The 26,708-nt window shown below is 69.0% G+C and carries 22 protein-coding genes and 1 pseudogene; 10 read left to right on the forward strand and 13 right to left on the reverse strand.

Features of this window, described 5'->3' with window-relative positions; translation table 11 throughout:
* Nucleotides 1-130: 130 nt before the first annotated feature.
* Both KDW55_RS21485 and KDW55_RS21490 read left to right on the forward strand, forming a co-directional pair.
* The gene (locus KDW55_RS21485) at nucleotides 131-1,267 is read left to right on the forward strand and encodes an alginate lyase family protein (protein WP_212161054.1); all 1,137 of its coding nucleotides are present in this window, start codon (nucleotides 131-133) and stop codon (nucleotides 1,265-1,267) included.
* Between the two features lie 30 nt (nucleotides 1,268-1,297).
* Complete coding sequence (locus KDW55_RS21490) at nucleotides 1,298-2,686, forward strand: L-serine ammonia-lyase (RefSeq protein WP_040142828.1); 1,389 nt, start codon at nucleotides 1,298-1,300, stop codon at nucleotides 2,684-2,686.
* Between the two features lie 115 nt (nucleotides 2,687-2,801).
* Here the strand turns inward: KDW55_RS21490 and KDW55_RS21495 are convergent.
* A pseudogene (locus KDW55_RS21495) lies at nucleotides 2,802-3,142 on the reverse strand (PIN domain-containing protein).
* Between the two features lie 99 nt (nucleotides 3,143-3,241).
* Here KDW55_RS21495 and KDW55_RS21500 point away from each other — a divergent pair.
* A complete protein-coding gene (locus KDW55_RS21500; RefSeq protein ID WP_212161052.1) occupies nucleotides 3,242-4,945 on the forward strand; it encodes a thiamine pyrophosphate-binding protein in 1,704 nt (567 codons plus the stop codon).
* Nucleotides 4,942-6,036 (forward strand): ADP-heptose--LPS heptosyltransferase, encoded by a 1,095-nt coding sequence (locus KDW55_RS21505; protein ID WP_212161051.1) that lies wholly within the window; start codon nucleotides 4,942-4,944, stop codon nucleotides 6,034-6,036. The genes KDW55_RS21500 and KDW55_RS21505 overlap by 4 nt, the downstream gene beginning before the upstream one ends.
* Before the next feature lie 45 nt (nucleotides 6,037-6,081).
* On the opposite strand, the gene KDW55_RS21510 is transcribed toward KDW55_RS21505, so the two are convergent.
* The 3 genes from KDW55_RS21510 to KDW55_RS21520 form a co-directional block, all read right to left on the reverse strand.
* The gene (locus tag KDW55_RS21510; protein WP_040142823.1) at nucleotides 6,082-7,116 is read right to left on the reverse strand and encodes a helix-turn-helix domain-containing protein; all 1,035 of its coding nucleotides are present in this window, start codon (nucleotides 7,114-7,116) and stop codon (nucleotides 6,082-6,084) included.
* Between the two features lie 181 nt (nucleotides 7,117-7,297).
* Nucleotides 7,298-7,846: a hypothetical protein gene (locus tag KDW55_RS21515; RefSeq protein ID WP_040144853.1), complete on the reverse strand. Its 549-nt coding sequence runs from the start codon at nucleotides 7,844-7,846 to the stop codon at nucleotides 7,298-7,300.
* A 558-nt stretch (nucleotides 7,847-8,404) separates the two neighbouring features.
* Entirely contained in the window at nucleotides 8,405-9,931 is a 1,527-nt protein-coding gene (locus KDW55_RS21520) for an aldehyde dehydrogenase family protein (protein WP_040144852.1), read from the reverse strand.
* 317 nt (nucleotides 9,932-10,248) lie between these two features.
* Between KDW55_RS21520 and KDW55_RS21525 the strand changes: the two genes are divergently transcribed.
* Nucleotides 10,249-10,677 (forward strand): pyridoxamine 5'-phosphate oxidase family protein, encoded by a 429-nt coding sequence (locus KDW55_RS21525; RefSeq protein WP_212161049.1) that lies wholly within the window; start codon nucleotides 10,249-10,251, stop codon nucleotides 10,675-10,677.
* Between the two features lie 126 nt (nucleotides 10,678-10,803).
* Here the strand turns inward: KDW55_RS21525 and KDW55_RS21530 are convergent, their stop codons facing one another.
* Nucleotides 10,804-12,420 carry an MFS transporter gene (locus tag KDW55_RS21530; protein WP_212161048.1) on the reverse strand — a complete coding sequence of 539 codons (1,617 nt, stop codon included), beginning with the start codon at nucleotides 12,418-12,420 and terminating at the stop codon, nucleotides 10,804-10,806.
* A gap of 148 nt (nucleotides 12,421-12,568) precedes the next feature.
* Here KDW55_RS21530 and KDW55_RS21535 point away from each other — a divergent pair, with 148 nt between their 5' ends.
* Complete coding sequence (locus tag KDW55_RS21535) at nucleotides 12,569-13,453, forward strand: LysR family transcriptional regulator (RefSeq protein ID WP_212161046.1); 885 nt, start codon at nucleotides 12,569-12,571, stop codon at nucleotides 13,451-13,453.
* 15 nt (nucleotides 13,454-13,468) lie between these two features.
* On the opposite strand, the gene eutC is transcribed toward KDW55_RS21535, so the two are convergent.
* The 4 genes from eutC to KDW55_RS21555 all read right to left on the reverse strand — a co-directional run bounded on the left by eutC (nucleotide 13,469) and on the right by KDW55_RS21555 (nucleotide 18,993).
* A complete protein-coding gene (gene eutC, locus KDW55_RS21540; RefSeq protein ID WP_040142817.1) occupies nucleotides 13,469-14,260 on the reverse strand; it encodes an ethanolamine ammonia-lyase subunit EutC in 792 nt (263 codons plus the stop codon).
* A complete protein-coding gene (locus tag KDW55_RS21545) occupies nucleotides 14,257-15,654 on the reverse strand; it encodes an ethanolamine ammonia-lyase subunit EutB (protein WP_040142815.1) in 1,398 nt (465 codons plus the stop codon). The genes eutC and KDW55_RS21545 overlap by 4 nt, the downstream gene beginning before the upstream one ends.
* 92 nt (nucleotides 15,655-15,746) lie before the next feature.
* Entirely contained in the window at nucleotides 15,747-17,159 is a 1,413-nt protein-coding gene (eat, locus tag KDW55_RS21550; protein WP_059548081.1) for an ethanolamine permease, read from the reverse strand.
* Between the two features lie 370 nt (nucleotides 17,160-17,529).
* A complete protein-coding gene (locus KDW55_RS21555; RefSeq protein WP_059548083.1) occupies nucleotides 17,530-18,993 on the reverse strand; it encodes a mechanosensitive ion channel in 1,464 nt (487 codons plus the stop codon).
* 287 nt (nucleotides 18,994-19,280) lie between these two features.
* Between KDW55_RS21555 and KDW55_RS21560 the strand changes: the two genes are divergently transcribed.
* Nucleotides 19,281-20,159 (forward strand): AraC family transcriptional regulator, encoded by an 879-nt coding sequence (locus KDW55_RS21560; protein ID WP_212161045.1) that lies wholly within the window; start codon nucleotides 19,281-19,283, stop codon nucleotides 20,157-20,159.
* A gap of 133 nt (nucleotides 20,160-20,292) precedes the next feature.
* Here the strand turns inward: KDW55_RS21560 and KDW55_RS21565 are convergent, their stop codons facing one another.
* Both KDW55_RS21565 and KDW55_RS21570 read right to left on the reverse strand, forming a co-directional pair.
* Nucleotides 20,293-20,676, reverse strand: coding sequence for a zinc ribbon domain-containing protein (locus tag KDW55_RS21565; protein ID WP_212161077.1), 384 nt, complete (start codon nucleotides 20,674-20,676; stop codon nucleotides 20,293-20,295).
* A 10-nt stretch (nucleotides 20,677-20,686) separates the two neighbouring features.
* Nucleotides 20,687-22,795, reverse strand: coding sequence for a heavy metal translocating P-type ATPase (locus tag KDW55_RS21570; RefSeq protein WP_349252608.1), 2,109 nt, complete (start codon nucleotides 22,793-22,795; stop codon nucleotides 20,687-20,689).
* A 105-nt stretch (nucleotides 22,796-22,900) separates the two neighbouring features.
* Between KDW55_RS21570 and KDW55_RS29775 the strand changes: the two genes are divergently transcribed.
* The 3 genes from KDW55_RS29775 to KDW55_RS21580 all read left to right on the forward strand — a co-directional run bounded on the left by KDW55_RS29775 (nucleotide 22,901) and on the right by KDW55_RS21580 (nucleotide 24,433).
* Nucleotides 22,901-23,308: a hypothetical protein gene (locus KDW55_RS29775; RefSeq protein ID WP_349252609.1), complete on the forward strand. Its 408-nt coding sequence runs from the start codon at nucleotides 22,901-22,903 to the stop codon at nucleotides 23,306-23,308.
* Between the two features lie 52 nt (nucleotides 23,309-23,360).
* Complete coding sequence (cadR, locus tag KDW55_RS21575) at nucleotides 23,361-23,792, forward strand: Cd(II)/Pb(II)-responsive transcriptional regulator (RefSeq protein WP_212161042.1); 432 nt, start codon at nucleotides 23,361-23,363, stop codon at nucleotides 23,790-23,792.
* Between the two features lie 68 nt (nucleotides 23,793-23,860).
* Complete coding sequence (locus KDW55_RS21580; RefSeq protein WP_040142802.1) at nucleotides 23,861-24,433, forward strand: PadR family transcriptional regulator; 573 nt, start codon at nucleotides 23,861-23,863, stop codon at nucleotides 24,431-24,433.
* 24 nt (nucleotides 24,434-24,457) lie between these two features.
* Here KDW55_RS21580 and KDW55_RS21585 read toward each other — a convergent pair whose 3' ends face one another.
* Together KDW55_RS21585 and KDW55_RS21590 are read right to left on the reverse strand one after the other, a co-directional pair.
* A complete protein-coding gene (locus KDW55_RS21585; RefSeq protein WP_212161041.1) occupies nucleotides 24,458-25,888 on the reverse strand; it encodes an FAD-binding oxidoreductase in 1,431 nt (476 codons plus the stop codon).
* Between the two features lie 13 nt (nucleotides 25,889-25,901).
* Nucleotides 25,902-26,690, reverse strand: coding sequence for an ABC transporter substrate-binding protein (locus KDW55_RS21590; protein ID WP_040142798.1), 789 nt, complete (start codon nucleotides 26,688-26,690; stop codon nucleotides 25,902-25,904).
* Between the last annotated feature and the right edge of the window lie 18 nt (nucleotides 26,691-26,708).

The following is a 26,708-nucleotide window of genomic DNA, read 5'->3' on the forward strand; positions in this document are numbered from 1 at the left end:
CGGCCGCGATCACACCGCACGCAACCGCCGGTTGCGTGCGGTGTTTGCGTTCGCCGGCCGGCCAATCTGTTCACGCTTGCCCGCCAATCCGGCTAACATCAACGCGATCCAGCCAATCAAGGAGTTCCGCATGGTGCGTCCGATGTTTCCGGGCCATGGTGCAACGCAGGAGCGGCCGCGCACGCACCGCTTCGTGCCGCTGTTCGTCGCGTCGCTGTCGTTTGCCGCCGCCGGCCTCGGCGCGGCCGGCAGCGCACGCGCGGCGATGAATTTCTGCGCGGCGCCCGCGTTGCAGGCGAGCGAGACGACGCAGGCCGAACCGGGCGTACAGGCGCTGATTCACAGCGTCGACGCGCGCATCGGCGAGCAGCCGAAAGCGATGCCGCGCGTGCATACCGAGGGCACGCTGCCGCATGAAGGCATCTACGACCAGAGCGCCGAAGCGCTGAAGGACATGGAGCTGATGCGCGACGCCGCGCTCGCGTGGCGCGTGACGAATGCGCCGCGCTATCTGCAGCTCGTCGACCGCTTCCTGTCCGCGTGGGTGTCGACCTACCAGCCGAGCTTCAACCCGATCGACGAGACGCGCTTCGACAGCCTGATCATCGCGTACGACATGACGGCGAGCGCGCTGCCGGTCAAGACCCGCAACGCGACGGCCGCATTCATCGCGAAGCTCGGCGCCGGCTACGTCGCGCAGATCGACGCGCAGAAGCGGCCGCTCACCGGCACGTGGCGCAACAACTGGCAAAGCCACCGGATCAAGCTGATCGCGCTGTCCGCGTTCACGCTCGGCGATCGCAAGATGATGAACGCGGCGCAGCGGCTGTTCGTCGAGCATCTCGCCGACAACATCGGCCCGGACGGCAAGACCTGGGACTTCGACGAGCGCGACGCGCTGCACTACGCGGTGTACGACCTCCAGCCGCTGGTGACGGCCGCACTCGCCGCGCGCCGTTTCAACCGCAACTGGCTGCGCGAGCGCGGCGCGAACGGCGCGACGCTGGCGGCCGCGCTCGACTGGCTCGTGCCGTACGCGCTCGGCGAAAAGACGCACGAGGAATTCGTGCATTCGCCGGTGCCGTTCGACGCGAAGCGCCGCGAAGCCGGCTTGCCCGGCTACACGGGGCAGTGGGACCCGAAAAACGCCACCGAACTCTTTCACCTGGCCGCGCGGCTCGACGGGCGCTATGCCCGTGTCGCGCGCCAGCTATCCGTCATGCCGCCCGCATGGCTGGCCGCGTGCCTGCCATTGCAGGCGCGCTAGCACTACTCTCAAAGCAAGGCAGGAATCGAAATGGCAGTCAGCGTGTTTGACCTCTTCAAGATCGGCATCGGCCCGTCGAGCTCGCACACGGTCGGACCGATGCGCGCGGCGCTGATGTTCGTCCAGGGCCTCGAGCGCGACGGGCTGCTCGACGCGACGGCCAACGTGAAGGTCGAACTGTACGGCTCGCTCGGCGCGACCGGCAAGGGCCACGGCACCGATCGCGGCGTGATGCTCGGCCTGCTCGGCGACGCCCCCGACACCGTCGATCCCGACACGATCGACGCGCGGCTGGAAGACGTCCGCACGACGAAAAAGCTCGCGCTGCTTGGCACGCATCCGGTGCCGTTCGTGCTGAAGGACAACATCGCGTTCTACCGGCAGGCGCTGCCCGAGCATCCGAACGGGATGAAGCTGCGCGCGTCCGATGCAAGCGGCAACGTGCTCGTCGAGCGCACGTACCTTTCGGTCGGCGGCGGCTTCGTCGTGACGGCCGGCGCGCCGAACACGAAAGTGCTGAGCGCGGCCGAGCAAATGACGCATCCGTTCCGCACCGGCGCCGAGCTGCTCGCGCTGACCGAGTCGACCGGCAAGTCGATCGCGCAGCTGATGTGGGAAAACGAGCGTGCGTGGCACAGCGAGCAAGAGACGCGCGACGGGCTGCTGAAAATCTGGGCGGTGATGCAATCGTGCGTGTCGCGCGGATGCGGGATCGGCAACCCGGACGCCGACGGCAACCTGCCCGGCCCGTTCCAGGTCAAGCGCCGCGCGCCGCAGCTGTATCGCGCACTGACCGGCAACCCGGAGCGTGCGCTGCAGGATCCGCTGTCGATGGTCGACTGGATCAACCTGTATGCGATCGCGGTCAACGAAGAAAACGCGGCCGGCGGCCGCGTCGTCACCGCGCCGACCAATGGCGCGGCCGGCATCATCCCGGCCGTGCTGCACTACTACACGCGCTTCACGCCGGGCGCGAACGAACAGGGCGTGATCGACTTCCTGCTGACGGCCGCCGCGATCGGCATCCTGTACAAGCTCAATGCGTCGATTTCCGGCGCGGAAGTGGGCTGCCAGGGCGAAGTCGGCGTCGCATGTTCGATGGCGGCCGGCGCGCTCGCGGCCGTGCTCGGCGGCACGCCGCGCCAGGTCGAGAACGCAGCCGAGATCGGGATGGAGCACAACCTCGGCCTCACGTGCGACCCGGTCGGCGGGATGGTGCAGATCCCGTGCATCGAGCGCAACGCGATGGCTTCGGTGAAGGCCGTCAACGCGGCGCGCATGGCGCTGCGCGGCGACGGCTCGCACTACGTGTCGCTCGACTCGGTGATCAAGACGATGCGCGAAACGGGCGCCGACATGAAGACCAAGTACAAGGAAACGTCGCGCGGCGGGCTCGCGGTGAACATCGTCGAGTGCTGACGCGCGGTTCGGCGGTCATGCGGAGCGGATCGATATCCCGCATGGCCGCCGGACGCGCCCATCGCCATCAATCGTTCAGCCGGTTCTCCGGCCGCAATCCCGGATAGCGGAGGAATTAGCGCTCGTCGTTGGTCACGAGCGCGACGTCGGGCGACACCGCGTGCGCGGCGATCCGCTCGTCGAGATGATCCTCTTCCGCTCGCCGGTTGCGTCGCGAACCGGACCGTACGCTGGCGCGGCCGCGACGTCGAACGGAGCACCGGGGATATCGTCGATCAGCGCGGCGAGACGGCGACGCTCCCGCGCAGGCGTCGCCCATGCGGCGACGCCGTCCTCCAGCTTGGCGGACGTGATCGCCGACATCAGCACATCCTCCGTGTAACACCGCGCCAATCGTTTCGCGACTTGCTCAGGCTGCGCGAACTCGCGGTTCAGCCGCCCGAAGCGACGACGCACGCGGCGAACCGCGTTCCGGCACTTTTCATCGGCCGGTGTGCCGGCGCCCCGGCAACAGGCGTAAGCTGTACGTCCCGCTACCCAGGGAGACGGCAGCCCATGTCGCATTCCAAGGATCTCGAGCCGCGCGCCACCACTGGCGCGCGACTGCTCGTCGACGCGTTGCTCGCCAATCACGTCGAACGCGTATTCTGCGTGCCGGGCGAGAGCTTTCTCGCCGTGCTCGATGCGCTCGCGGACGACACCGCGCGCATCCAGACGGTCGTTTGCCGCCACGAAGCGGCGGCCGCGAACATGGCCGAAGCGGTCGGCAAACTGACGGGCCGTCCCGGCATCGCGTTTGTGACGCGCGGCCCCGGCGCGACGCACGCGTCGATCGGCGTGCACACCGCCTTCCAGGATTCGACGCCGATGATCATGTTCGTCGGCCAGTGCGCGCGCGAGCACCTCGACCGCGAAGCCTTCCAGGAAATCGACTACCGCCGGATGTTCGGCCAGATGGCTAAATGGGTCGCGCAGATCGACGATCCGCGCCGCATTCCCGAATATCTGAGCCATGCATTCCATGTCGCCACATCCGGCCGCCCCGGCCCGGTGGTGCTCGCGCTGCCGGAGGACGTGCTGTCCGAAGCGTGCGCGCCGCAAGCGGTCGTGCCGGCCGCGAAACGCGTCGCGGCGTCGCCGTCGGCCGCGCAACTCGACGAGCTGCGCGAGCGGCTCGCGCGTGCGGAGCGGCCGTTCGCAATCGTCGGCGGCAGCGGCTGGACGCCGGACGCATGCGCGAACCTGCGCACCTTCGTCGAGCGCTGGGAACTGCCGGTCGCATGCGCGTTCCGCTTCCAGGACACGTTCGACAACGCGCACCCGAACTACGCCGGCGACGTCGGCCTCGGGATCAATCCGGCGCTCGGCAAGCGGATCCGCGATGCGGACCTGCTGCTCGTGCTCGGCCCGCGTCTCGGCGAGGCGACGACAGGCGGCTATACGCTGCTCGACATTCCGAAAACGCGCCAGACGCTGATCCACGTGCATCAGGGCGCGGACGAGCTCGGCCGCGTGTATGCGCCCGACCTGCCGATCGTGTCGGGGATGCCGGAAATCGCCGCGCCGCTCGCCGCGCTGGAGCCGCCGTCGCAGCTCGCGTGGGCCGGCGCGGCCGCAGCCGCGCACCGCGCGTATCGCGAATGGCATGCGCCGCTGCCGATGCCCGGCGACGTCCAGCTCGGCGACGTGATGGTGCAGCTGCGCGAGCGCCTGCCGCACGATGCAATCCTCACCAACGGCGCCGGCAACTACGCGATCTGGCTGCATCGCCACTTCGCGTACCGCCACTTCCGCTCGCAACTCGCCCCGACCAGCGGCGCGATGGGCTACGGGCTGCCGGCGGCGCTCGCGGCGAAGTCGCTGTATCCGTCGCGCGCGGTCGTCGCGCTCGCCGGCGACGGCTGCTTCATGATGGCAGGCAACGAACTCGCGACCGCGATGCAATACGGGCTGAACATCGTCGCGATCGTCGTCAACAACGGTCATTTCGGCACGATCCGCATGCATCAGGAACGCAACTATCCGGGCCGCGTGCACGGCACAGGGCTCACGAACCCCGATTTCGCCGCGTACGCGCGTGCGTTCGGCGCGCATGGCGAGACGGTCGAGCGCACCGCCGACTTCGCGCCCGCGCTGGAGCGCGCACTGAGTTGCGGGCTGCCGGCCGTGATCGAGATCCGGATCCCGCAGGAAGCCAGCACGCCGGCCGCGACGCTCGAGCAGATCCGAGAGCAGGGCCGCCGCGCCCGCGGCGCATGACCATGGCGCGGCACATCACACCGGCCGGCCTCGTGCTGTCGCACGATCGCGCGCTCGTCCATCCCGGCACGCTGCTCGCGCCCAACGGCACGCTCGTCGCACCGTACGACATCGAGCACGGCAGCGAGCGCGCGGAACGTCACGCACAGGCCGCGCCCGCGCTTGGCCTGCTGCATGCCGCATCCCGACCGTTCCGGCTCGACTACGAGCGCATGACGGACGTGCACGTGATCAACGGGATGGGCGTCGCGCTCGGCGATTCGGTGATCGGGCTGACCGCGCTCGCCGCACTGCGCGCGATGCATCCGGGCCTGCGCTTCACGCTGTACCGGCCGGCCCGCGCGCCGCGCTACGTCGACGCACTGTATGCGCTCGCGGCCGACGTCGTCGCACCGTCGCGCGCGCTGCCGTATCCGGCCGATGCGCTGCCTGCCGGCGCGCCGTGCATCGATGTCGGCAATCACCTGTACTGGCCCGCGTTCGCGCGGCAGCCGATGATCGATTTCTTCGTCGACGCGCTCGGCGCCGATCCGGCCGCGGTGCCGGCCGCCGCGAAGCGCAATCGCTGGCTCGCCCGGCTGACGCTGCCCGCACTGCCGGCCGAATGGCAGCGGCCGTACGTGCTGTTCTGCCCGACCGCAAGCACCGCGGTGCGCAGCGTGCCGCGGGCGCTGCATGCCGCCTGCGTCGAGCGGCTCGCGCAGCGTTACGGGCTGCCCGTGGTCGGCTTCGGCGCCGTCGCGCACGCCGCCTATGTCGACGTGAGCCGCGACGCGACGGACACCGCGCGCTTCCTTGCCTGGGTAAAGGGGGCGAGCGTGCTGTTCGCGCCCGACACGGCGGCGCTGCATGTCGCCGACGGCTTCGACGTGCCGACGCTCGGCTGTTTCACGACGATCGATCCGGCGCTGCGCGTGCGCGACTATCCGCACTGCGTGCCGGTCTCGCTCGACGTGCCCGCGGATTTGCACGGGCTGCATCGCAGCGAACGGCCGGACGATCTCGCGGCGGTCGAATCCGCCTACCGGGCGATCGACTGGGATGCGTTGCCGTGGCCGGCACCGCGCGACGCGGCGGCTACAGCGGGATAACGAGACGGCGCGTGCGGCAGCTTCCACGCGCCGCCACCACGCGGCTCACCCGGCGGCGATCATTGTCGCCCGCTCGCGCAGCGTCTCCGACGGCCGCTTGCCGAACAGCCGCCGGTAATCGGTCGCGAACTGGCTCAGATGCCAGAAACCCCACGCCTCCGCGACGTCCTGCACCGAACCGGCCGCCCGCCCGCACAGATCGCGCCGCGCGCCGTTGAGCCGCAGCGTGCGCAGATAGGTTGCCGGCGCCATGCCGAGCACATCCTGGAAGCAATACTGCAACGTGCGACGGCTCACGTGCAGTTGCTCGCACAGCTCGGGCACGCCGACCGGCCGCGTGCGGTGCGCAAGCACGTATTCGCGCGCCTGCTCGACGATCCAGCGCCGAGTGGACGGCGCGCCGCCCGCGCCGTCGTCCGCCGGTTGCGCGCACGCGTCGAACAGCGCGGCCAGCACCTCGGCCTGCAGGTCGTCGCGCTGCGCATCGGGCAACGGCCCCCCCGCGGCCGCCGCGCCGTCGAGCCGGTGGCCGAGCAGCGTGCACAGGCGCGCGAGCCGCGCGTCGCCGATCTGGATCACGCGTTGCGTGAACAGCCGCTCGTCGAGCGCGCGGTGTTCGACTTCTTCCGCATAGCGGCGCAGCACGTCGCCCCGCACGACCACCCCGTAAATCGAGAACTGCGCCGGCGTCAGCAATTCGAATTCGACGTTGCCGGGCCGGAACGCGAGCGCGCCGGGGCCGATGCGGCACGCGTCGACGCGCGCGGTGCCGTCGCTCGCGAGCGGGATTCCGAACCAGTAAGCGTCGCCGCGCACCTCGCACGCCTGCCGCAGCAGGTGGCTGGTCGATTCGCGAAACAGCTTCATCGTGTCGAGCGGCAGCTCGGTCAGCGTGCCGACGAAGCGGCCGGCCGCGAGCTGGTCGTAGGTCTGCCGCCAGCCGATCAGGTTGCGCGCCTGCTCGTCGGCGTCGTGCGCGACGCTGACCACGGCCTGGCCGGCCAGCGCGTCGTTGCCCTGCGCGCTGCGCCGCGTGTCCTCGGCCGTCGGCTCGTCCATGCACTGCACTCGTTGTTCCATCGTGTTCTCCTCACCTGCGCGGGACGGCCTCCATCACGCAAGTCCCGTGCCGAATCGCGCGATTCCGGCGACCAGCCCGTCATTCCACGCGCTCCGGCCCGTGCGCGCCATGGGGGCGCACCCGGAGGCGGCGTACCGCGCACCGCACGGGTGCGGAATGCGCGCCGCCGGCGGCCATCGGCTACGCGCCCGGCCGCAACCGCACGACGCGCGTGCCGCAGTTGCCGTACGCCTGCGCGACCGCCAGCTCGACGATCGGGCTGCCGGGCGGCCACGGGGCCATATCCGCTGCCGGCAGGTCGGTGCGCAGCGTCGCGCGGCCGTTGATTCGGTAACGGACGCCGCGCATGAAATCGACGAACAGCAGACCGACACCGCTGCCGTCGCACGTGCGCGGGTCGATCCTGGCGCCGTCGCCATCCGGATGGACGGGCAGCGCGAAGCGCAGCGTCTTCGTGTCGATCACGCGCACGACCGGCCACAGATCGCCGTTCGCGTCGCGGATGCCCTGCACGATGTCGCAGGTCACGCGCGCCGGTTCGCCGCACATCGTGCCGACGAACATGAACGGTTGCGATTCGACGAACTGGCGCACGCCGATGCTCAGTCGCGTCGTCACGACGTCGCTCATCCGCTCGGCTTCGTCGCTGACGCCGAACCGGTGGTGCGCGTCGAGCTCGCCCGCGTGAAACACCGGGTGGCGTGGAAAGGATCGGGGCGGTTCTGCCATGCTGGTTTCCGTCAGGCCTGCGGGCGCACGATGCGGCTGCGAACGCGCGAAGGCCGGTATCGGCGCGATGCGGGCCGGGATCGCGCGCGGCCCACGCCGCTTGTTCAATGTCGAAAGGTGAAAAAAACGCGAAGTGCCAGGGTCGGCGGCGGGACAGCACCGGCCGCCGGCACGGCACCGGGCAAGCGGTACGGGCGCCGTTCAACGGCCGGGCAGACATCGCCCCGCCGTCTCTCTGCTGCGTCAATCCGGCGCAGGCCTCACTGCTTTCCGCGGCCGGCCCTCTGCAAAGCGCCCGCCGGAAGCCATCCTTCGGAAGCGGTCCTGCGGAAATGCCCCGAAAGCAGCCCCCCGAAACTCCATTCGGAAGCACCGTCCGGAAGCACCGTCCGAGAGCACCCTCCGAAGCACGCTCCGGAAGCGCCGTCGGACAGCTCCAACCGGAAACGCCCTCCGGCATCGGCCCCTTCGCAACGGGCGCTCCGCCACCGCCACACGACCGGGCGGCGCTCCACCGCCGCCCGGCCGCCCACGGCGGGCCCTTCGCCCCTGCGGCGATCAGAAGAACCCGAGCGCCTCCGCCTGGTAGCTGACCAGCAGGCATTTCGTCTGCTGATAGTTCGACAGCGCCATCTTGTGCGTCTCGCGGCCGATGCCCGACTGCTTGTAGCCGCCGAATGCCGCGTGCGCCGGATACAGGTGATAGCAGTTGGTCCACACGCGGCCGGCCTCGATCTCCCGGCCCATCCGGTAGGCACGCGTGCCGTTGCGCGTCCACACGCCCGCGCCGAGCCCGTAGAACGTGTCGTTCGCGAGTTCGATCGCTTCCTGCTCGTCCTTGAACGTCATCACCGACGCGACCGGCCCGAAGATCTCCTCCTGGAACACGCGCATCTTGTTGTTGCCAAGCAGCATCGTCGGCTTCACGTAATAGCCCGTGCCGAGTTCGGCCGCCGGCGCCGTGCGCTCGCCGCCTGTCAGGCATTGCGCGCCTTCGTCGCGGCCGATGTCGATGTACGACAGGATCTTGTCGAGCTGCTGCTGCGATGCCTGCGCGCCGATCATCGTCTGCAGGTCGAGCGGATGGCCGGCCTTGATGCGCTCGACACGCGCGACCGCCTTCTCGATGAAGCGATCGTAGATCGACTCCTGGATCAGGATCCGCGACGGGCACGTGCACACCTCGCCCTGGTTCAGCGCGAACATCGCGAGGCCTTCGAGCGCCTTGTCGAGGAACGCGTCGTCCTGATCGAGCACGTCCGCGAAGAAGATGTTCGGGCTCTTGCCGCCCAGCTCGACCGTCGACGGGATCAGGTTGTCGGCGGCCGCACGCAGGATGTGCTTGCCGACCGGCGTCGAGCCGGTGAACGCGATCTTCGCGATCCGCGTACTGGTCGCGAGCGCCTCGCCCGCTTCCTTGCCGAAGCCGCTGACGATGTTGATCGTACCGGCCGGGAACAGGTCGCCGATCAGCTCCATCAGCACCATCACCGACGCGGGCGTCTGCTCGGCCGGCTTCATCACGATGCAGCAGCCGGCCGCGAGCGCCGGCGCGAGTTTCCACGCAGCCATCAGCAGCGGGAAGTTCCACGGGATGATCTGGCCGACCACGCCGAGCGGCTCATGGAAGTGATACGCGACGGTGTTGTCGTCGATCTCCGAAATCCCGCCTTCCTGCGCGCGGATGCAACCCGCGAAATAGCGGAAGTGATCGATCGCGAGCGGCAGGTCGGCCGCCATCGTCTCGCGCAGCGGCTTGCCGTTGTCGATCGTCTCGGCCACCGCCAGCAGTTTCAGGTTCTTTTCCATCCGGTCGGCGGCGGCGAGCAGCAGGTTCGCGCGCTCGGCGACGGAAGTCTTGCCCCACTTGCGGCGAGCGGCGTGCGCGGCATCGAGCGCGAGTTCGATGTCGTCGGCGCCCGAGCGCGGCACGCGGCAGAACGGCTTGCCGTTGATCGGCGACACGTTCTCGAAGTACTCGCCCTTCACCGGCGGAACCCACTTGCCGCCGATGTAGTTGTCGTACTGCTGACGATACGGATATTCGACGTCGAGGCCCAGTTGCTTCAGGTCAAACGGGTTCATACATGTCTCCTGTTCATCGTGCTTGTGTGGATACAGCGCCGGTTGGATCGCGCTGCACGATTTACGCAACATGCGTGCCAAACCGGCCGGCAAGCGAACCGCAGCGGTGCGCGCGGGCGCCCGCCGCGGGCGGTGCCGGCGCATCGAAAACGAGTGTGCCGATTCTGAACAACGCGACGGCGCAGCGGCGCGGCCGGTGTTCGGATTTTCCACAGCGCCGTTGCGCATCGGCACATGCGCAGCCGCGCTCGCCGCGTGGCATGTCGCTTGCGTGACGATCGCGAATCTGCACGCACCGGCCACGCGCCCACCGACCCATGACCGATCCGGCTACCCTGAGCGACGATGCCGTCGCCTTCATCCGCGAACAGGCGTTCCTGATCGTCGCGACCGCAAACGCCGCCGGCGACAGCGACTGCTCGTATCGAGGCCGGCAGCCGCGCGCGGACGGCTCGTTCGAGCCGCTCGTCGACCTGCCCGATCGGCGCACGCTCGTGCTGCCCGATTTCACGGGCAACAACCTGTTCAACACGATCGGCAACCTGCTCGTGAATCCGGCGATCGCGCTGCTGTTCGTCGACTTCGTCCGGCAGACGACGTGGCTCGTGCAAGGGCGCGCGACGATCGTCGAAGAGGCGGGAAGCCATGCGCATCTATGGCCCGATGCGCAGCGTTACGTGGTCGTCGAAGTGGAAAGCGCGCACGCGCGAGTCGAGGCGGGGCTGCCGGCGCTCGTGCTGGCGTGACGGCGGCGCGCGATGACGGGCGCCCGTGCCGGATCGTCGGCACGCTACGACGTCCGGCATGACTCGACACATGTTCGGATGCGTTATCCGCGCGCCGGCCAGCTCGCCGTCGACGCAACGCAACGCTTACCGCCCCGTCGTGTCCGCACACGCCGGTTCCGCGCGGCGCCGCGCCGGTGCTTCACCGCGCATCTGCGCGCCTTCATCGCCGCGCCCTTCCTCGCACGCCGGCCGCGCGCCGAGAAACGCGAACACCACGCCCGCGCACAGCACCGTCACGACCGCGAGCCCGATCAGCAACCGATCGAACGCATGCGTATAGCTCGCGAGCAGCGCCGCGCGATCGACACCCGGCAATACGGCCGCGGCGCCGGCGAGATCGCCGGTCGCGAGCCGCGCGGCGGCGCGCAGCGTCGCATCGGGCGCACCGGCCGCGGCCGCCGCCGCGTGCCGCAAATCGGCATGGGTGAGCGTCGCGAGCACCGCGCCGACGATCGCGAGCGCGATTCCCTCGCCCGCGACACGCGTCGTGCTGAAGATTCCGGTCGCCATCCCCGCACGCTCCTTCGGCACGACGCTGACCGACAGCCCGTCCATCAGCCCCCACGGCATGCCGGCCCCGACGCCGATCGCGAGCATCGGCGCGATCGCCGCCGGACCCGCGCCGCCGCGCAGCGCGACGCCGAGCCACACGAGGCCTGCAGCGGCAACGAGCAGCCCGAACCCGGAAATCACGCCGGCAGACAGCCGGCGCGTAAGCGTCGCCGCGACGAGCGGCACGACGAGCATCGGCGCGGAGATCGCGAGCATCAGCCAGCCCGCGTCGATTTCGCTGAAGCCGTCGATGCCGATGAAGCGCAGCGGCAGCACGACGAGCAGCACGATGTAGCAGCAGCACGTCGACACCGGCAGCACCTGTACGCCGACGAAGCGAGCAATCCGGAACAGCGACAGATCGAGCATCGGCCGCGCGACGCGCGTCTCGATCGCGACGAATGCGCACACGCCGAGCGCCGCGCCGGCCAGCAGCGCAACGACGAGCGGATGCGTCCAGCCGCGCGCGGGCGCCTCGATCACGCCGCACGTAAACAGCGTGAGCGCGGCAGTAAACGCGGTCGTGCCCGGCCAGTCGAGCCCGGTCGCGTGCGGATCGCGCGACTCGTGCATGCGCGGCAGCCCCAATGCGAGCGACAGCACGCCGGCCGCCGCGCCCGTGACGAAGATCGCGCGCCAGCCGTGCTGCGCGATCAGCCATCCGGCGAGCACGGGCCCGAACGCGAGCCCGATCCCGAACGTCGTGCCGAGCAGGCTGAATGCGCGCGTACGCGCCGCGCCGTCGAACTCCTGCGCGAGCGCGGCCGTGCCGCCCGCAAGCGCCGCGGCCGCCGCGAGCCCCTGCGCGGCGCGCAGCAGGTCGACCGCGAGCATCGACGGCGCAAACGCGAGCGCGGCCGACATCAGCGTGAAACCGCCGACGCCGCACGCAAACAGGCGCTTGCGCCCGAACTGGTCGGCCAGCGCGCCCGCGGCCATCAGGAAACTGCCGAACGCGAGCATGAACGCGTTGGTGATCCAGTTCATCGCGACCGGCCCGCCATGCAGGTCGCGGCCGATCGCCGGCGTCGCGACCGCCCCGCCCGAAAACGACAGCGGCAGCGCGACGGCCGCCATGCATACGGCTGCCAGCACCCACGCGCGTCGGCGTGCCGACGCCGCGGCAACGGTTGAAAACGGCTGATCCATCATCGCTCCTCGAAAAGCCCGCGCGAACGCGCGTCAACGGCGATCAAAGATAATTCCGATTCAATATTCGAAAAACCGTGCTGGCTTCCTCATATAACGGACTAAAATTCCGCAATCTGCGTCTTCACACCCGATTCCGCCTGCACCGATGGAAAACCTGAACGGCATCGCCGCCTTCGTCCGCACCGCCGAAGCGTTGAGCTTCGTCGCGGCCGGCCGCACGCTCGGCATCTCGGCGTCCGCGGTCGGCAAGACGATCGCGCGGCTCGAACAATCGCTCGGCGTACGCCTGTTCAACCGCACGACGCGGCGCGTCACGCTGACCGACGAAGGCCGCCACTTCTACGAACGCTGCCAGCGGATCCTCGAGGATCTGCGCGATGCGGAAGCCACCGTGACGGCCTCCGCGCAGCGCCCGCGCGGCAAGCTGCGCGTGAGCCTGCCGGTGATCGGCTACCGGTTCCTGCTGCCGGTATTGCCCGAATTCAGGCGGCGCTACCCGGACGTGGAGCTCGATCTGGATTTCAATGACCGGATGGTCGATGTCGTCGAAGGCGGCTTCGACGCGGTGATCCGCAGCGGACCGCTGTCGGATTCGAGCCTGATGTCGCGGCGGCTCGGCCCGTTCGCGTTCGTGCTGTGCGCGACGCCCGCGTACCTCGCGCAGGCCGGCACGCCGGGGGCACCGCGCGATCTCGAAGCGCACGACTGCGTGCGCTACTGCTTCCCGACCACCGGCAAGCTGCAGGACTGGGCGCTCGCCGCCGACGACGGCACGCCGCTGAAGCTGCGCACCGCGATGACCTGCAACAACATGGAAGCGCTGCGCGGCGCGGTCATGGCGGGGCTCGGCATCGGCTACATGCCGGATTTTCTCGCGCGCGATGCGCTGGAAAGCGGCGCGCTCGTCACCGTGCTCGACGATTACCGGATCGCGCCCGGCCAGTTCTCGATCGTGTGGCCGTCGAGCCGGCAGCTGTCGCCGAAGCTGCGCGTATTCGTCGACTTCCTGTGCGAGCGGCTGTTCACGTAGCCGGCCGGCGCGCGCTCACGCCGCGCCGATCCGCTCGGCTTCCTGCTGCGGCAACAGCGCGTCGCTGTCGTCCTTCAATCCGACACCGGTGAGCCCGAGGCGGCGCGCATGCGTCATCAGGTAATGCAGCTTGTGCGCGGCGGCGGCATGCGGCAAACCTTCAGGCCGCACGTTCGAGATGCAGTTGCGCTGCGCGTCGTGACAGCCGACCTTCGGCGCCCACGTCAGATAAACACCGAGGCTGTCCGGCGAACTGAGGCCCGGCCGCTCGCCGATCAGCATCGCGACGACCTGCGCGCGCAGCAACTCGCCGATCTCGTCGCCGAGCGCGACGCGCGCCTGCGTCGCGACCACCACCGGCCCGATCCGCCAGCCGTCCGCGTGCAGCCGCGGGCATACGGCCTGCAGCAGCGGCAGCGCCTGCTTCGCGGCCGCGAATGCCGACAGCCCGTCGCCGACCACGAACACGACGTCCGGCGGTTCGTCGAGCGCCGCGCCATAGCCGGCCAGCAGCGCGCGCCCGTGGTCGGACAGCTTGCGGCCGAGATCCGGCCGGCGCAGGTAATGCTGACGGTCGGGCGCCGCGCTCTGCACGCCGAGCGTCGCGAACCCCGCCGCATCGATCTCGCGGCGCAGCGCATCGGCGTCGAGCGGCTGGTGCACCGCATCGCGCGCCTGCGCGTGCGACAGATTGAACGCGAGCAGCGGCGCGGTCGGCAGGCTGCTGCCCGCTCGGCCGAGCGCGATCCGAGCGTTCGTGAACGACTTCAGCTGCGCCCACGGATTTTTCTCGACGGCGTCGCTCATGCGGAAATCCCCATCCAGTCGTTCGCGCCCGCGAGCAGCGGCACGCGTGCGCTCGCGGCACGCAGCGCGCCATGCGCGTCGGCGATCTCCATCGTCTCCAGCCATTCCTCGAACTCGGGCGCGCGGCGCAGCCCGAGCACCTCGCGCACGTACAGCTGATCGTGGAACGACGTGCTCTGGTAGTTCAGCATCACGTCGTCCGCGCCGGGAATTCCCATGATGAAGTTGATGCCGGCCGCACCGAGCAGCGTGAGCAGCGTGTCCATGTCGTCCTGATCGGCTTCGGCGTGATTCGTGTAGCAGATGTCGCAGCCCATCGGCACGCCGAGCAGCTTGCCGCAGAAGTGATCCTCGAGCCCCGCGCGGATGATCTGCTTGCCGTCGTACAGGTATTCCGGCCCGATGAAGCCGACCACGGTGTTCACGAGGAACGGATCGAACTTGCGCGCGACCGCATATGCACGCACCTCGCACGTCTGCTGATCGACGCCGAAATGCGCGTTCGCCGACAGCGCACTGCCTTGCCCGGTCTCGAAATACATCAGGTTGTTGCCGACGGTGCCGCGCTTCAGCGACAACGCGGCGTCGCGCGCCTCGCCGAGCAGCGCGAGCGAGATCCCGAAGCTCGCGTTCGCTTTCTCGGTGCCGGCGATCGACTGGAACACCAGATCGACCGGCGCGCCCTTTTCGATCGCCGCGATCGTGTTGGTCACGTGCGTGAGCACGCACGACTGCGTCGGCACGCCGTAGCGCTCGCGGAATCCGTCGATCATCGCGAGCAGCTTCACGATCGCCGCGAGGCTGTCGGTCGCCGGATTGATGCCGATCATCGCATCGCCGCAGCCGTACATCAGCCCGTCGAGCATCGACGCGGCGATGCCTTTCACGTCGTCGGTCGGGTGATTCGGCTGCAGCCGCACCGACATCCGGCCGGCCAGCCCGACCGTGTTGCGAAACCGCGTGACGACGCGGCGCTTGCGCGCGGCCGCGATCAGGTCCTGGTTGCGCATCAGCTTCGACACCGCCGCGACCATCTCGGGCGTGAGGCCGGGCGCAATCCGCTCGAGCGCCGCGCCGTCGGCCGCGGGCGACAGCAGCCAGTTGCGGAAATCGCCGACGGTGAGGTGCGAGATCTCCGCAAACGCGGCCGCATCGTGATCGTCGACGATCAGCCGCGTGACTTCGTCGTGTTCGTACGGAATCAGCGCTTCGTTCAGGAACGCCTTCAGCGGCACGCCCGCGAGCGCAATCTTCGCGGCGACGCGCTCCTCCTCGCTCGCAGCCGCGACGCCGGCGAGCTGGTCGCCGGAGCGCAGCGGGCTCGCCTTCGCGAGCAGCGTCTTCAGGTCCGCGAAACGGTACGTGCGCGGGCCGATCGTCTCCGTATAGGACATCGTTCGAATCTCCTTGCCAAATGCCACCGGCGCGCGCCGCTCGGCAGCGCGCGCCGGTGGCCGTCAGAAACGGCCGCTCGCGCTTGCGCCGCTCATTCCTCGAGCAGCGCGTCGCCCGGCGCGCTCGCGCGCTGCGAACGGGTCGCGAGGAAATACGCGTAGCCGAGCGCGAGGAACGCGACGAACACCATTGCGACCAACCCGTTGAAGTACACCATCGTCCCGAGGCAGATCAGAGCCGCCACGATCGCGAACGCCGGAAACAACGGGTACAGCGGCGCGCGGAACGGCCGCGCCATGTTCGGCTGCGAGCGGCGCAGCTTGAACAGCGCCGCCATGCTTACGATATACATCACGATCGCGCCGAACACCGACATCGTCACGATGTTCGCGGTGAGCGTCTGGCCGCCGAACTGGATCAGCTCGTCGCTGTAGATCGCGGCGATCCCGATCACGCCGCCCGCGAGAATCGCGCGATGCGGCGTCTTGAAGCGCGGATGCACCTTGCCGAGCCACTCCGGCAGGTAGCCCTCGCGAGCCAGCGCGAAGATCTGGCGCGAATAGCCGAGAATGATCCCGTGGAACGACGCGACGAGACCGAACAGCCCGAGCCACACGAGCATGTGCATCCAGCCGCTGTTTGCGCCGACGATGTACTTCATCGCCTGCGGCAGCGGATCGTTGATGTTCGCGAGCTTCGTCCAGTCGCCCGCGCCGCCGGCGAACACCATTACGCCGATCGCGAGCGTGACGAGGGTCAGGATACCGGCAACGTACGCGATCGGGATCGAGCGCTTCGGATTCTTCGCTTCCTCGGCGGCCATCGCGACGCCTTCGATCGCGAGGAAGAACCAGATCGCGAACGGGATCGCGGCGAACATGCCGTGGAATGCGCCGACGCTGAAGTGATCGGCGCCCGACCAGCCGCCCTTCATGAAGTTGCTCCACGAGAAGCCCGGCGACACGACGCCCATGAACACCAGCAGCTCGAAGATCGCGAACAGCGTGACGACCAACTCGAACGTCGCGGCGATCTGCACGCCGACGATGTTCAGCGCCATGAACACGAGATACGCGCCCATCGCCGCATGCTTCGGTTCGAGCCCCGGAAACTGCACGTGCAGGTACGCGCCGATCGCGAGCGCGATCGCGGGCGGCGCGAACACGAACTCGACAAGCGTCGCCGCGCCGGCGAGGTAGCCGCCCGTCGGACCGAACGCGCGGCGCGCATACGCGAATGGGCCGCCCGCATGCGGGATCGACGTCGTCAGTTCGGTAAAGCTGAAGATGAAGGTCGTGTACATCGCCGCGACGAACAGCGCGGTGATGACGAAACCGAGCGTGCCCGCGCTGGCCCAGCCGTAGCTCCAGCCGAAGTATTCGCCGGAAATCACGAGGCCGACCGCAATGCCCCACAGTTGCCAGGTCCCGAGCGTCTGCTGCAGCGCAGGCTGGCCGGACGACTTGGCGCCGGCGGCGGGCCGGCCATTCGACTCTGCTTTCATCGGATTCTCCTGAAAGGCGCCGGCCTGCCGGCCGCGCGACTGAGAATCGATGCTAGAGAGTCATTAAACGACGTGTTATCGAAATTCGGCAAAGATCGCAGCTGACGTTTCGCTTGCGGAAACACGCCCGAATTGCGCCATCGACCGGAGCAGGCGATGTCGAACGCGTCCACGACGCATTCCGGCTGGCAATCTCGTTCGTCAGCGTACCGGCGACCACGCTCGCGGGCCGGCTTGCCTGGCGCGGGTGGCATTGCCTCACACATCGCAGGCGTCGCCCGTCCCGCGCGATGGCAGCGAGCGCTCGAAGTCGCCATGCGCGCCGCGCTGCATGACCGCCCGGCCGCCCATGACGGCCGGGCCGCCTGCGTTACTGCCCGCCGCCGCGCTGATTGAACCAGCGATCGAGCAGCTTGCCGGCCGCTTCACGGCCGCCGAGGCCAAACGACAACGCGACGGCCACCGCGATCGCACCGAGCACGAGGCCGAACGCGAGTTGCACGATCTCGTTTGCGATGCCCATCGCGCGCAGCCCCATCGCGAACACGAGGCCGAGGATCGCGAACTGCGCGATCCGCGCGAACAGCACGCTGTGCTCGCGGTCGGCCTGCTCGATCACGCGGCGCGCGAGCCCCGCGAGCCACACGCCGATCACGAGGATCACGCCCCCCATCAGCACGTGGCCGCCGAACTCGATGAACAGCGTGACGACGTCGCGCACCTGCGTGAAGCCGAGCCGGTTCGCGGCCTCGACCGACGCGAACAGCATCGCGAAGAACACGATCAGCCGCGCGACCAGCACCGACGGCTGCAGAAAGCCCGAGAACACCCGCTCGACGCCGAGCACGGCCGGCAGCCCGTCGACACCGGCGGCTTCGAGCAGACGCTGCGCGAGCGACGCAACGAAGCGCGCGAAGTAGAACGTGACGAGCACGATCACGATCGCCGCGACGATGTCCGGCACCGCGCCGAGGAACTGGTTCAGCATGTTGGTTGCGGGAATCGAGATCGCGTCGATCTTCAGCGCGTCGAGTGCGGAGATCAGCGTCGGCACGAACACGAACACGTAGACGATCGTGCCGACCAGGCTCGACACGCGCACCGGCGTCGGGCTGTCCAGGCGCGCGGTCAGCCGGTCGGCGCCGGCGGCCACGAGCAGATTCGTCACGAGGCCGCGCAGCACGCGCGCGACGATCCAGCCGACGAAGCCGATCACGGCAGCCGCGAAGATGTTCGGCACGATCGCGAGCAGCTTGTCGACCATTCCCTGCACCGGCGACAGCAGGCCGGACAGCGCGAACGCCGACAGGATCGCCGGCAGGAACATCAGGATCACGAGCCAGAACAGCACGTCGCCGAGATAGCCGCTCATCGGCTGCATGCCCGCGCTTTCGGACAACGCGGTGTCGACCTTGCTCGCTCTGAGCGCACGGTTCGCGAGACTGCGCAGCAGCGACGCGATGAGCCACGCAATCAGTGTCAGCGCCGCGCCGCCGATGAGGTTCGGCAAGTAGTTGACGATGTGCGTGACGAGCAACGAGAACGGATTGGATACCGCATAGAGGTTGAGCACGTTGAAGATGCCCACCGCGGTGACGAGCAGCACCAGCCAGAACAGCCCGCCCGCGATGATGCGCTCGACGCACGCGCCCTGCCCGGTGCTTGCGCTGATCCGCTCGTCGACCTTCAGCGCGTTGAGCAGCCGAAGCGCGCCGGCCCGCACGCCCACCGCGATCAGCCAGCCGATCACCAGGATGCCGAGCGCCCCGGCGATCTTCGGCAGGTATCCGCCCAGCGTGGTCTGCAGCGACGTGATGAAGCTGGAAGCATCCATTTCTTCTTCTCCCGAAAAACGTGGCGTTGCGATTGAACATCGACGAACTACCTGCGTACTTCGAAACGTGCGTTGCCGCCGTAGGCAACTTACCGGAGAAAAATGACGCGATCACCTGATTTCACCGTCTTTAACTTTAGTCATAGATCGACGGGGACGAGACCCAATTTCGCCGAAATAAAAAGGGCCTGCTTTCGCCGGCCTTCGTGGCGGGGCCCGCATCTTCGCAAGATTTATCAATCCGCCGCGTGCTACCGTGACGTCGATTTCCGCCGCGGAGCTCGCGCATGACCGTCGACACGAAAACCGCAACGCCCGCGTGGGCGCGTTATGCGGCCCGCATCGCGCGGGTTCACGACTACATCCGCATGCACCTCGACGACCCGCTCGACCTGAACCGGCTCGCCGACATTGCGTGTCTGTCGCCGTACCACTGGCAGCGCGTCTATCGCGCGCTGTACGGCGAGTCGGTCGTGCTGACGGTGCGGCGGATGCGGATCGTGCGCGCGTCCGAGGATCTCGTGTGCACCGCGCTGCCACTCGATGCGATTGCGCGGCGCGCCGGCTACGGGTCGACGCACGCGTTCGGCCGCGCGTTTCGCGATGCTTACGGCGTGCCGCCCGCGCAGCACCGGCGCGCCGGCGTCCACCGGCCGATTTACCCGTTACAGCGAGGAGAGGAAGACATGTTCGAGCATGAGGTCGAGATCCGGCGGGTGCCGGAACTGCGCGGTTATGCGGTCGCGCATACGGGCGCGTATCTGAAGGTCGGCGATGCGTTCGCGCAGATCGGCGCGTGGGCCGGGCAGCGCGGGCTGCTCGGGCCCGGCGCGCAAATGATCGCCCTCTACTACGACGATCCCGATACGACGCCCGAAGCGCAGTTGCGCGCGAAAGCGTGCGTCGTGCCGGCCGCCGGCGCGCCGGACGTCGAGCCCGCGCCGCCGGTCGAGCGCATCGCGATCGCCGCCGGCGAATATGCGGTCCTGCTGCACACGGGACCGTATGCGGATCTGAAAGCCGCCTACCACTGGCTGTACGGAGACTGGCTTCGTCACTCGGGCCGCGAAGCGGCCGATGCGCCGCCGTTTGAGCTGTATCTGAATACGCCGATGGACGCGGCGCCAGCGGATCTGCGCACCGAGATTCATTTGCCGCTGCGTTGAGCGGCGGGGCTCGGGGCTCGCCGCTTCAACACTTGTCACAAAGCCGCGCACCGCGCGACGCAAGGCCTGCCGCAGACGCCACGCCGTCGCCGAAATCGGCTGCCGCGGCGCCCACGAAGGCGACGATCGGGCGTTAGCCGGCCTGCGCCCCGCAACCGGGACAAAAGCGCGCGTCGGCGGCCAGCGCCGCGTGACACCTGCCGCAGGCCCTGCCTCGCTGCGATACGCCGCACTGTGCGCAGAACCGCGCATCCGCCGCATTCAACGCGCCGCAGCCCGCGCATCCGAGCTGGCGCAGCGGTACGGTGCTGCCGGAACCGATCGGCGCATCGGCCGACGACGGCCAGCCCCAGCCGTCACGATCACGCCCGCGCGCGCCGTGACGTCCGTGGCTGCTGTGGCTGTTGTGACCGCCGTGACCGACGTGACCGCCATGGCCGTCGCGCCCGACGCCGCCGTGATGCCCGCCTGCACGGCCGCCACCGTGCCGGCCCAAGAGCCGCCTCAGAAAACTCATCGCCATCGCGTCACCGCTTCGCCGCCGCGCGGTCGAACACACCGCTCGCCGACAGCAGCCGCAAGCCGTTGCCGACGACGATCAGGCTCGCGCCGGCGTCGGCGAACACGGCCATCCACATCGTGCCGAGCCCCGCGACCGTGAGGCCGAGGAACACGACCTTCACGCCGAGCGCGAAGCCGATGTTCTGCACCAGCACGCGATGCGTCGCGCGCGACAGCCGCACGAACGCGGGAATCTTGCGCAGGTCGTCGTCCATCAGCGCGACGTCGGCCGTCTCGATCGCGGTATCGGTGCCCATCGCGCCCATTGCGAAGCCGATGTCGGCGCGCGCGAGCGCCGGCGCGTCGTTGATCCCGTCGCCGACCATCCCGACCGCGCCCGCGCCGCCCGCCGCCAATTCGTCGACCGCCGCGAGCTTGTCCTCGGGCAGCTGGTTGCCGCGCGCATCGTCGATGCCCGCCTGCCGCGCAATGGCCTGCGCGGTGTGCGGGTTGTCGCCCGTCAACATCGCGGTGCGGATGCCGAGTGCGTGCAGGTCGGCGATCGCCGCGCGACTGGTGTCCTTGATCGTGTCGGCCACCGCGAAGATCCCGAGTACGCGCGCGTCGTCAACGAGCATCACGACGCTCTTGCCCTGCCGCTCGAGCGCGTCGAGCTTCGCCTCCAGTGCCGGCGAGCAGCGCCCGAGCTCTTCGACGAGCCGGTGATTGCCGAGCCAGTAGCGCGTGCCGTCGATGGTGCCGCGCACGCCGCGGCCGAGCAGCGCTTCGAACTCCTGCACATCGGCGAACGGTGCCGGCTGCGCCTCGCGGGCACCCATGGCGATCGCCTGCGACACCGGATGATCGGAGCGCGCCGCGAGGCTCGCGCCGAGCCGGCGCACGTGCTCGGCGTCGACGTCCGTCGCATGCAGGTCGAAATCGGTCTGCACCGGCTTGCCGTGCGTGATCGTGCCGGTCTTGTCGAGCGCGAGCCATGCGAGCTTGCGGCCTCCTTCCAGATACACGCCGCCCTTCACGAGAATCCCGCGCCGCGCGGCCGCCGCGAGGCCCGACACGATCGTCACCGGCGTGGAGATCACGAGCGCGCACGGGCACGCGATCACGAGCAGCACCAGCGCACGGTAGATCCAGTCGTGCCACGCGCCGCCCGTCACGAGCGGCGGCGCCACCGCGACCAGCAGCGCGATCGCGAACACGATCGGCGTGTACACGCGCGCGAACCGGTCGACGAAACGCTGCGTCGGCGCCTTCGCGCCCTGCGCCTCCTCGACCGCGTGGATGATCCGCGCGAGCGTCGAGTTGGCCGCCGCTGCCGTCACGCGATAGTCGAACGAACCCGATTCGTTGATCGTGCCGGCGTACACGGCGTCGCCGGCGGTCTTGTCGACGGGCAGGCTCTCGCCGGTGATCGGCGCCTGGTTGACTGTCGAGCGGCCCGCGACGACCTCGCCGTCCAGCCCGATCCGCTCGCCCGGCTTCACGCGCACGATCGCGCCCGGCACGACCTGCGCGGCCTCGATCGTGCGCCACGAGCCGTCGGCCTGCTGTACGGTCGCCGTATCGGGCGCCAGCTGCATCAATCCCTGGATCGCATTGCGCGCGCGATCGAGCGACTTCGCCTCGATCAGCTCCGCGATCGTGAACAGCACCATGACCATCGCGGCTTCAGGCCACTGGCCGATCGCCATCGCGCCCGTCACCGCGATGCTCATCAGCGCATTGATGTTCAGGTTGCCGTTGCGGATCGCGATCCAGCCTTTCTTGTACGTCGTCAGCCCGCATGCGAGTACCGCCGCGAGCGCCAGCACCGCCGACAGCCACACCGGCAAGCCGGCCCAGCTCACGGCCTCCGACGCGACTGCCGCAACGCCGGCCAGCGCCAGCGGCCACCATGGCTTCGCGGGCGGCGGCGCGACGGGCGCTGCGGGCGTATCGGCCGACGCGGTCTCCGGCGTCATGCCGAGCGTGCGGATCGCGCTTTCGATCGCCGGTTGCGCGCCCGGCGCGTGGTCCACGGTCAGCATCCGCTGCATCAGGTTGAATTCGAGCGCGGACACCTGCTGCATTCCGCCGAGCTTCTTGCGGATCAGCGTCTCCTCGGTGGGGCAGTCCATCTGCATGATCCGGAACGCGGAACGCACGTGACCCGACGCGGTCGCCCGCGTGGCGGGCAGCGGCGCGAGCGCAACCGCGGCGGGCGCGCAGCACGCGCCGGCCGCGTGGTCGCGAGCGTGGGCGTGGGCGTGGCCGTGGCCGTGGGCGTGGGCGTGCCCTGCGCGGTCGTCCGACGCGCGCGCATGCGAACAGGCAGCGCCGTGCTCATGTGCATCGCCGTGTGCGTGCCCGGAATGGCCGCCGCGGTCATCATCCTGCCGTTCTCCGCGCGCGACTCCATGACCGAGCCCGTCGTCATGGTCGCGGCCACATTCGTGCCGCGGCGCGCCGCGCGCCGCCGCATCGCAATACGTGTGCTCGCCGGCTGCCGGCACCGTATCGGCAACGGCAGCCGCATGGTTGGCGCGCGACTCGGCGCAACAGGCATCTGCGCCGTCGGCATCGCGGTGTCGTGTGTCGCGGGTACGCTGGGCGTCGGTCATGACAACATCCTCTATGGCTTGACGATGTAGAGTTAACACCCTGAAGCCACTACAAGGTCAACCCTTACAACGGAGAAAGGTCATGAAGATCGGCGAACTGGCCAAGGCCGCCCGCTGCACGCCGGAAACGATCCGCTTCTACGAAAAAGAGGGACTGATTCCGGACGCGGAGCGCACCGATTCGAATTACCGCAACTACACCGACGTGCACGTCGAACGGCTGCGCTTCATTCGCAATTGCCGCGCGCTCGACATGGCGCACGACGAAATCCGTACGCTGCTGCAGCTCACGGACACGCCGGCCGACCCGTGTGATTCGGTGAACGCGCTGCTCGACGAACACATCGGCCACGTCGATGCGCGGCTTGCGGAACTGACACATCTGCGCGACCAGCTCACCGAATTGCGCCGCCAGTGCGTCGGCGAGCATTCGGTCGAGGACTGCGGAATCGTCCATGGCCTTGCAACGATGGAAACGCTCGCGCCGGCCGCGAAGCGCTCGCACCTCGGCTGAAACCCTTGCGGAATATGATGGTCTAGCCAATACTAGTCATAGTATTACTAGATATATCCAAACTATTCATGTCATCTGCCCGCCCGTCTCCGCTCGCGCTCGCGATCCTGGCGACCCTCACCGAAACGCCGATGCATCCGTACGGGATGCTGCAGCAGCTGAAGGCGCGCGGTTACGACGAGGCCATCAACGTGCGGCAGCGCACCAGCCTGTACCAGACGATCGATCGGCTGCTGCGCGACGGGCTGATCGCCGTGCACGATACCCAGCGCGACGGCGCGTTTCCCGAGCGCACGCTGTACACGCTGACCGAGGCCGGCCATACGGCCGGCCAGACGTGGCTGCATGCACTGCTCGCGGAACCCGCGCGCGAGTTTCCGGCATTCGGCGCCGGCCTCGCGTTCCTGCCGCTGCTGGACGCGGAAGATGCGCGGCACCAGCTCGAGCGCCGTATCGCCGCGCTCGAAGCCGAACGCGAGCGTCTCGAAGCGCTGCGCAACGCCGCGCAGAACGATCAGGTGTCGCGCCTGTTCCTGCTGCAGAACGAGCATGCACTGGTGCTGCTGAACGCGGAGCTCGACTGGGTGCGCAGCGTCGTCGAACACCTGAAAATTGGCGCGCTGCGCTGGGTCGACGGTTGACGCCCGTCCGCGAGCGCGCGCCGATCAGAGCACCTTGCCGGGATTGAGCACGCCGGCCGGATCGAGGGCGGCCTTCAGGCGCCGCATCAGCGCGATCTCGGCGTCGCTGCGCGTGTGCGCGAGATAACGGCGCTTCAGCACGCCGATCCCGTGCTCCGCCGACACCGAACCGCTCATGTCGCGCACGACCGCGTAGACGCAATCGTCAATCTCCTCCGGATCCGTCGCGCGCATGCCGGCGAGCGAAACGCCGATATGCACGTTGCCGTCGCCCACGTGCCCGAAGAACAGGCACGCAATGTCGGGCCAGCGTCCGCGCAATGCCGCCTCGCAGCGCGCGGCGAACGCGCCCAGTTCGCCGGTCGGCAGGCTCACGTCGAAGTTGATCAAATGCGGCAGCGCATCGATCGCGAGACCTTCGCGCAGCGTCCACAGGTCGCGTGCCTGACGCTCCGACGTCGCGAGCGCCGCATCGTCGACGAGGCCCGCGTCGAACGCATCCGCGAGCGCGGTTTCGAGCGCGGCGCGCGCATCGCTGCCCGGTGCGCTTGTCGCGCACTCGATCAGCACCGCGAAGCCGCCTTCGCCCGCGAACGGTGCGGCAACGCCCGGCGTGTGACGCGCGACGTAGTCGTAGAAGGCCGGCCACATCGCTTCGAAACTGACGAGTTCCTGCAGCACGCGCACGCGATTCCACAACGCGACGACGGCATCGTAGCTGTGCACGCGGCACAACGCGGTGGCCGGCTCGGCCAGCTTCGGATGCAGCCGCAGTACCGCGCGCGTGATGACGCCGAGCGTGCCTTCGCTGCCGATGAACAGCTGCTTCAGATCATAGCCGGCGTTGTTCTTCAGCATCCGGTTCATCGACGACACAACCGTGCCGTCCGCGAGCACCGCCTCGAGCCCGAGCACCTGCTCGCGCATCATCCCGTAGCGGATCGCGCGCGTGCCGCCCGCGTTGGTCGCGAGCATCCCGCCGATCTGGCAGGAGCCGCGCGCGCCGAGATCGACGCCGAACGTGAAGCCCGCCGCGTCCGCCGCTTCCTGCACGGTCTGCAGCGGCGTTCCGGCGCGTACCGTCATCGTGCCCGCCGCCACGTCGATCGCGTCGACGCCGGCGAAGCGCTCCATCGCCAGCACGATCTCGCCACCCAGCGCGACCGCGCCGCGCGCGAGCCCGGTGAGGCCGCCCTGCGGCACGACCGGCAGCCCGAGCCGCGTGCACAGCGCAAGCGTGCGCGCCACGTCGTCGACGCTGCGCGGCCGCACTAGCGCGCGCGGACGCACGCCGGCCGGTTCGTTGTACGCGGTGAAGTAGCGCGGATCGATGTCGGCCGACCGCGTGACGAGCGCGTCGCCCAGCTCGGCGGCGAACGCAGCGTCGAGCGCGTCGTCCGCCGGCGCAGCCGTGCCATCGCCGTGTTGCGCGCCAGCCGTGTGCAGGCTCTGCATCGTGCAGGCCCGCTTACTTTGTAGAGATGTCGATGTCGCCGAAGTACTTCTGGCCGAGCGCCTTCACGGTGCCGTCCGCCTTCAGCTTGTCGATCGCCGCATCGAGCTTCGTCTTCAGCGCGTCGTCGCCCTTGCGCAGCCCGAACGCGATTCCGCTGCCCAGAATCTTGTCGTCGCGCACCGGCTGGCCAACGAACGAGAAGCCGTTGCCGTCCGGACGCGACAGGAAGCCGCGCTGGCCGGCCGGCGCAAGCACCAGCGTCGCGTCGAGGCGGCCCGCGACGAGGTCCGCGTATGCCTGGTTCTGGTCCTGGTACGCGACGACCGACACCCCCGCCGGCTCCCAGTGCGCCTTCGCGTAGGTTTCCTGGATCGACGCCTGCAGCACTCCGACGCGCTTGCCCTTCAGCGATTCCGCCGTCGGCAGCAGGCCGCTGCCGGTGCGCGCGATCAGTTGCGTGGGCACGCGGTAGATGATCGTCGTGAAGTCGATCGCCTGGCGCCGCTGTTCGGTCGCGTTCATCGCCGAATTGATCGCATCGAACTTGCGGCCCTTCAGCGCCGGAATCAGCCCGTCGAACGACGTCTCGACCCACTTGCACGTCAGCTTCGCGCTCTGGCAGACGGCGTTGCCGACGTCGATGTCGAAGCCCTGCAGGTCGCCGTTCGGCGCCTTCGATTCGAACGGCGGGTATTGCGCTTCGAGGCCGAAACGCAACGTCTGCCCGTCGGCGAGCGCCGCGCCGGAGCCGAGCGCGCACGCGAATGCGAGCGCGAGTTTCAGGGTGTGTGCATGCTTCATCGTGATCTCCTGACTTGT

Source organism: Burkholderia sp. AU19243 (genome assembly GCF_018148075.1).
Classification (GTDB): Bacteria; Pseudomonadota; Gammaproteobacteria; order Burkholderiales; family Burkholderiaceae; genus Burkholderia; species Burkholderia latens_A.

What these genes read in the sequence shown, in the direction of transcription:
- KDW55_RS21530 (WP_212161048.1), bottom strand. Translation starts at nt 12,420, where the DNA reads ATGGATCAGCCGTTTTCAACCGTTGCCGCGGCGTCGGCACGCCGACGC.
- KDW55_RS21510 (WP_040142823.1), bottom strand. Translation starts at nt 7,116, where the DNA reads ATGGAACAACGAGTGCAGTGCATGGACGAGCCGACGGCCGAGGACACG.
- KDW55_RS21525 (WP_212161049.1), top strand. Translation starts at nt 10,249, where the DNA reads ATGACCGATCCGGCTACCCTGAGCGACGATGCCGTCGCCTTCATCCGC.
- KDW55_RS21570 (WP_349252608.1), bottom strand. Translation starts at nt 22,795, where the DNA reads ATGGACTGCCCCACCGAGGAGACGCTGATCCGCAAGAAGCTCGGCGGA.
- KDW55_RS21545 (WP_040142815.1), bottom strand. Translation starts at nt 15,654, where the DNA reads ATGTCCTATACGGAGACGATCGGCCCGCGCACGTACCGTTTCGCGGAC.
- eat (WP_059548081.1), bottom strand. Translation starts at nt 17,159, where the DNA reads ATGAAAGCAGAGTCGAATGGCCGGCCCGCCGCCGGCGCCAAGTCGTCC.
- KDW55_RS21515 (WP_040144853.1), bottom strand. Translation starts at nt 7,846, where the DNA reads ATGGCAGAACCGCCCCGATCCTTTCCACGCCACCCGGTGTTTCACGCG.
- cadR (WP_212161042.1), top strand. Translation starts at nt 23,361, where the DNA reads ATGAAGATCGGCGAACTGGCCAAGGCCGCCCGCTGCACGCCGGAAACG.
- KDW55_RS21560 (WP_212161045.1), top strand. Translation starts at nt 19,281, where the DNA reads ATGACCGTCGACACGAAAACCGCAACGCCCGCGTGGGCGCGTTATGCG.
- KDW55_RS21490 (WP_040142828.1), top strand. Translation starts at nt 1,298, where the DNA reads ATGGCAGTCAGCGTGTTTGACCTCTTCAAGATCGGCATCGGCCCGTCG.
- KDW55_RS21505 (WP_212161051.1), top strand. Translation starts at nt 4,942, where the DNA reads ATGACCATGGCGCGGCACATCACACCGGCCGGCCTCGTGCTGTCGCAC.
- KDW55_RS21520 (WP_040144852.1), bottom strand. Translation starts at nt 9,931, where the DNA reads ATGAACCCGTTTGACCTGAAGCAACTGGGCCTCGACGTCGAATATCCG.
- KDW55_RS21500 (WP_212161052.1), top strand. Translation starts at nt 3,242, where the DNA reads ATGTCGCATTCCAAGGATCTCGAGCCGCGCGCCACCACTGGCGCGCGA.
- KDW55_RS21565 (WP_212161077.1), bottom strand. Translation starts at nt 20,676, where the DNA reads ATGAGTTTTCTGAGGCGGCTCTTGGGCCGGCACGGTGGCGGCCGTGCA.
- KDW55_RS21485 (WP_212161054.1), top strand. Translation starts at nt 131, where the DNA reads ATGGTGCGTCCGATGTTTCCGGGCCATGGTGCAACGCAGGAGCGGCCG.
- KDW55_RS21555 (WP_059548083.1), bottom strand. Translation starts at nt 18,993, where the DNA reads ATGGATGCTTCCAGCTTCATCACGTCGCTGCAGACCACGCTGGGCGGA.
- KDW55_RS21535 (WP_212161046.1), top strand. Translation starts at nt 12,569, where the DNA reads ATGGAAAACCTGAACGGCATCGCCGCCTTCGTCCGCACCGCCGAAGCG.
- KDW55_RS21590 (WP_040142798.1), bottom strand. Translation starts at nt 26,690, where the DNA reads ATGAAGCATGCACACACCCTGAAACTCGCGCTCGCATTCGCGTGCGCG.
- KDW55_RS21585 (WP_212161041.1), bottom strand. Translation starts at nt 25,888, where the DNA reads ATGCAGAGCCTGCACACGGCTGGCGCGCAACACGGCGATGGCACGGCT.
- eutC (WP_040142817.1), bottom strand. Translation starts at nt 14,260, where the DNA reads ATGAGCGACGCCGTCGAGAAAAATCCGTGGGCGCAGCTGAAGTCGTTC.
- KDW55_RS21580 (WP_040142802.1), top strand. Translation starts at nt 23,861, where the DNA reads ATGTCATCTGCCCGCCCGTCTCCGCTCGCGCTCGCGATCCTGGCGACC.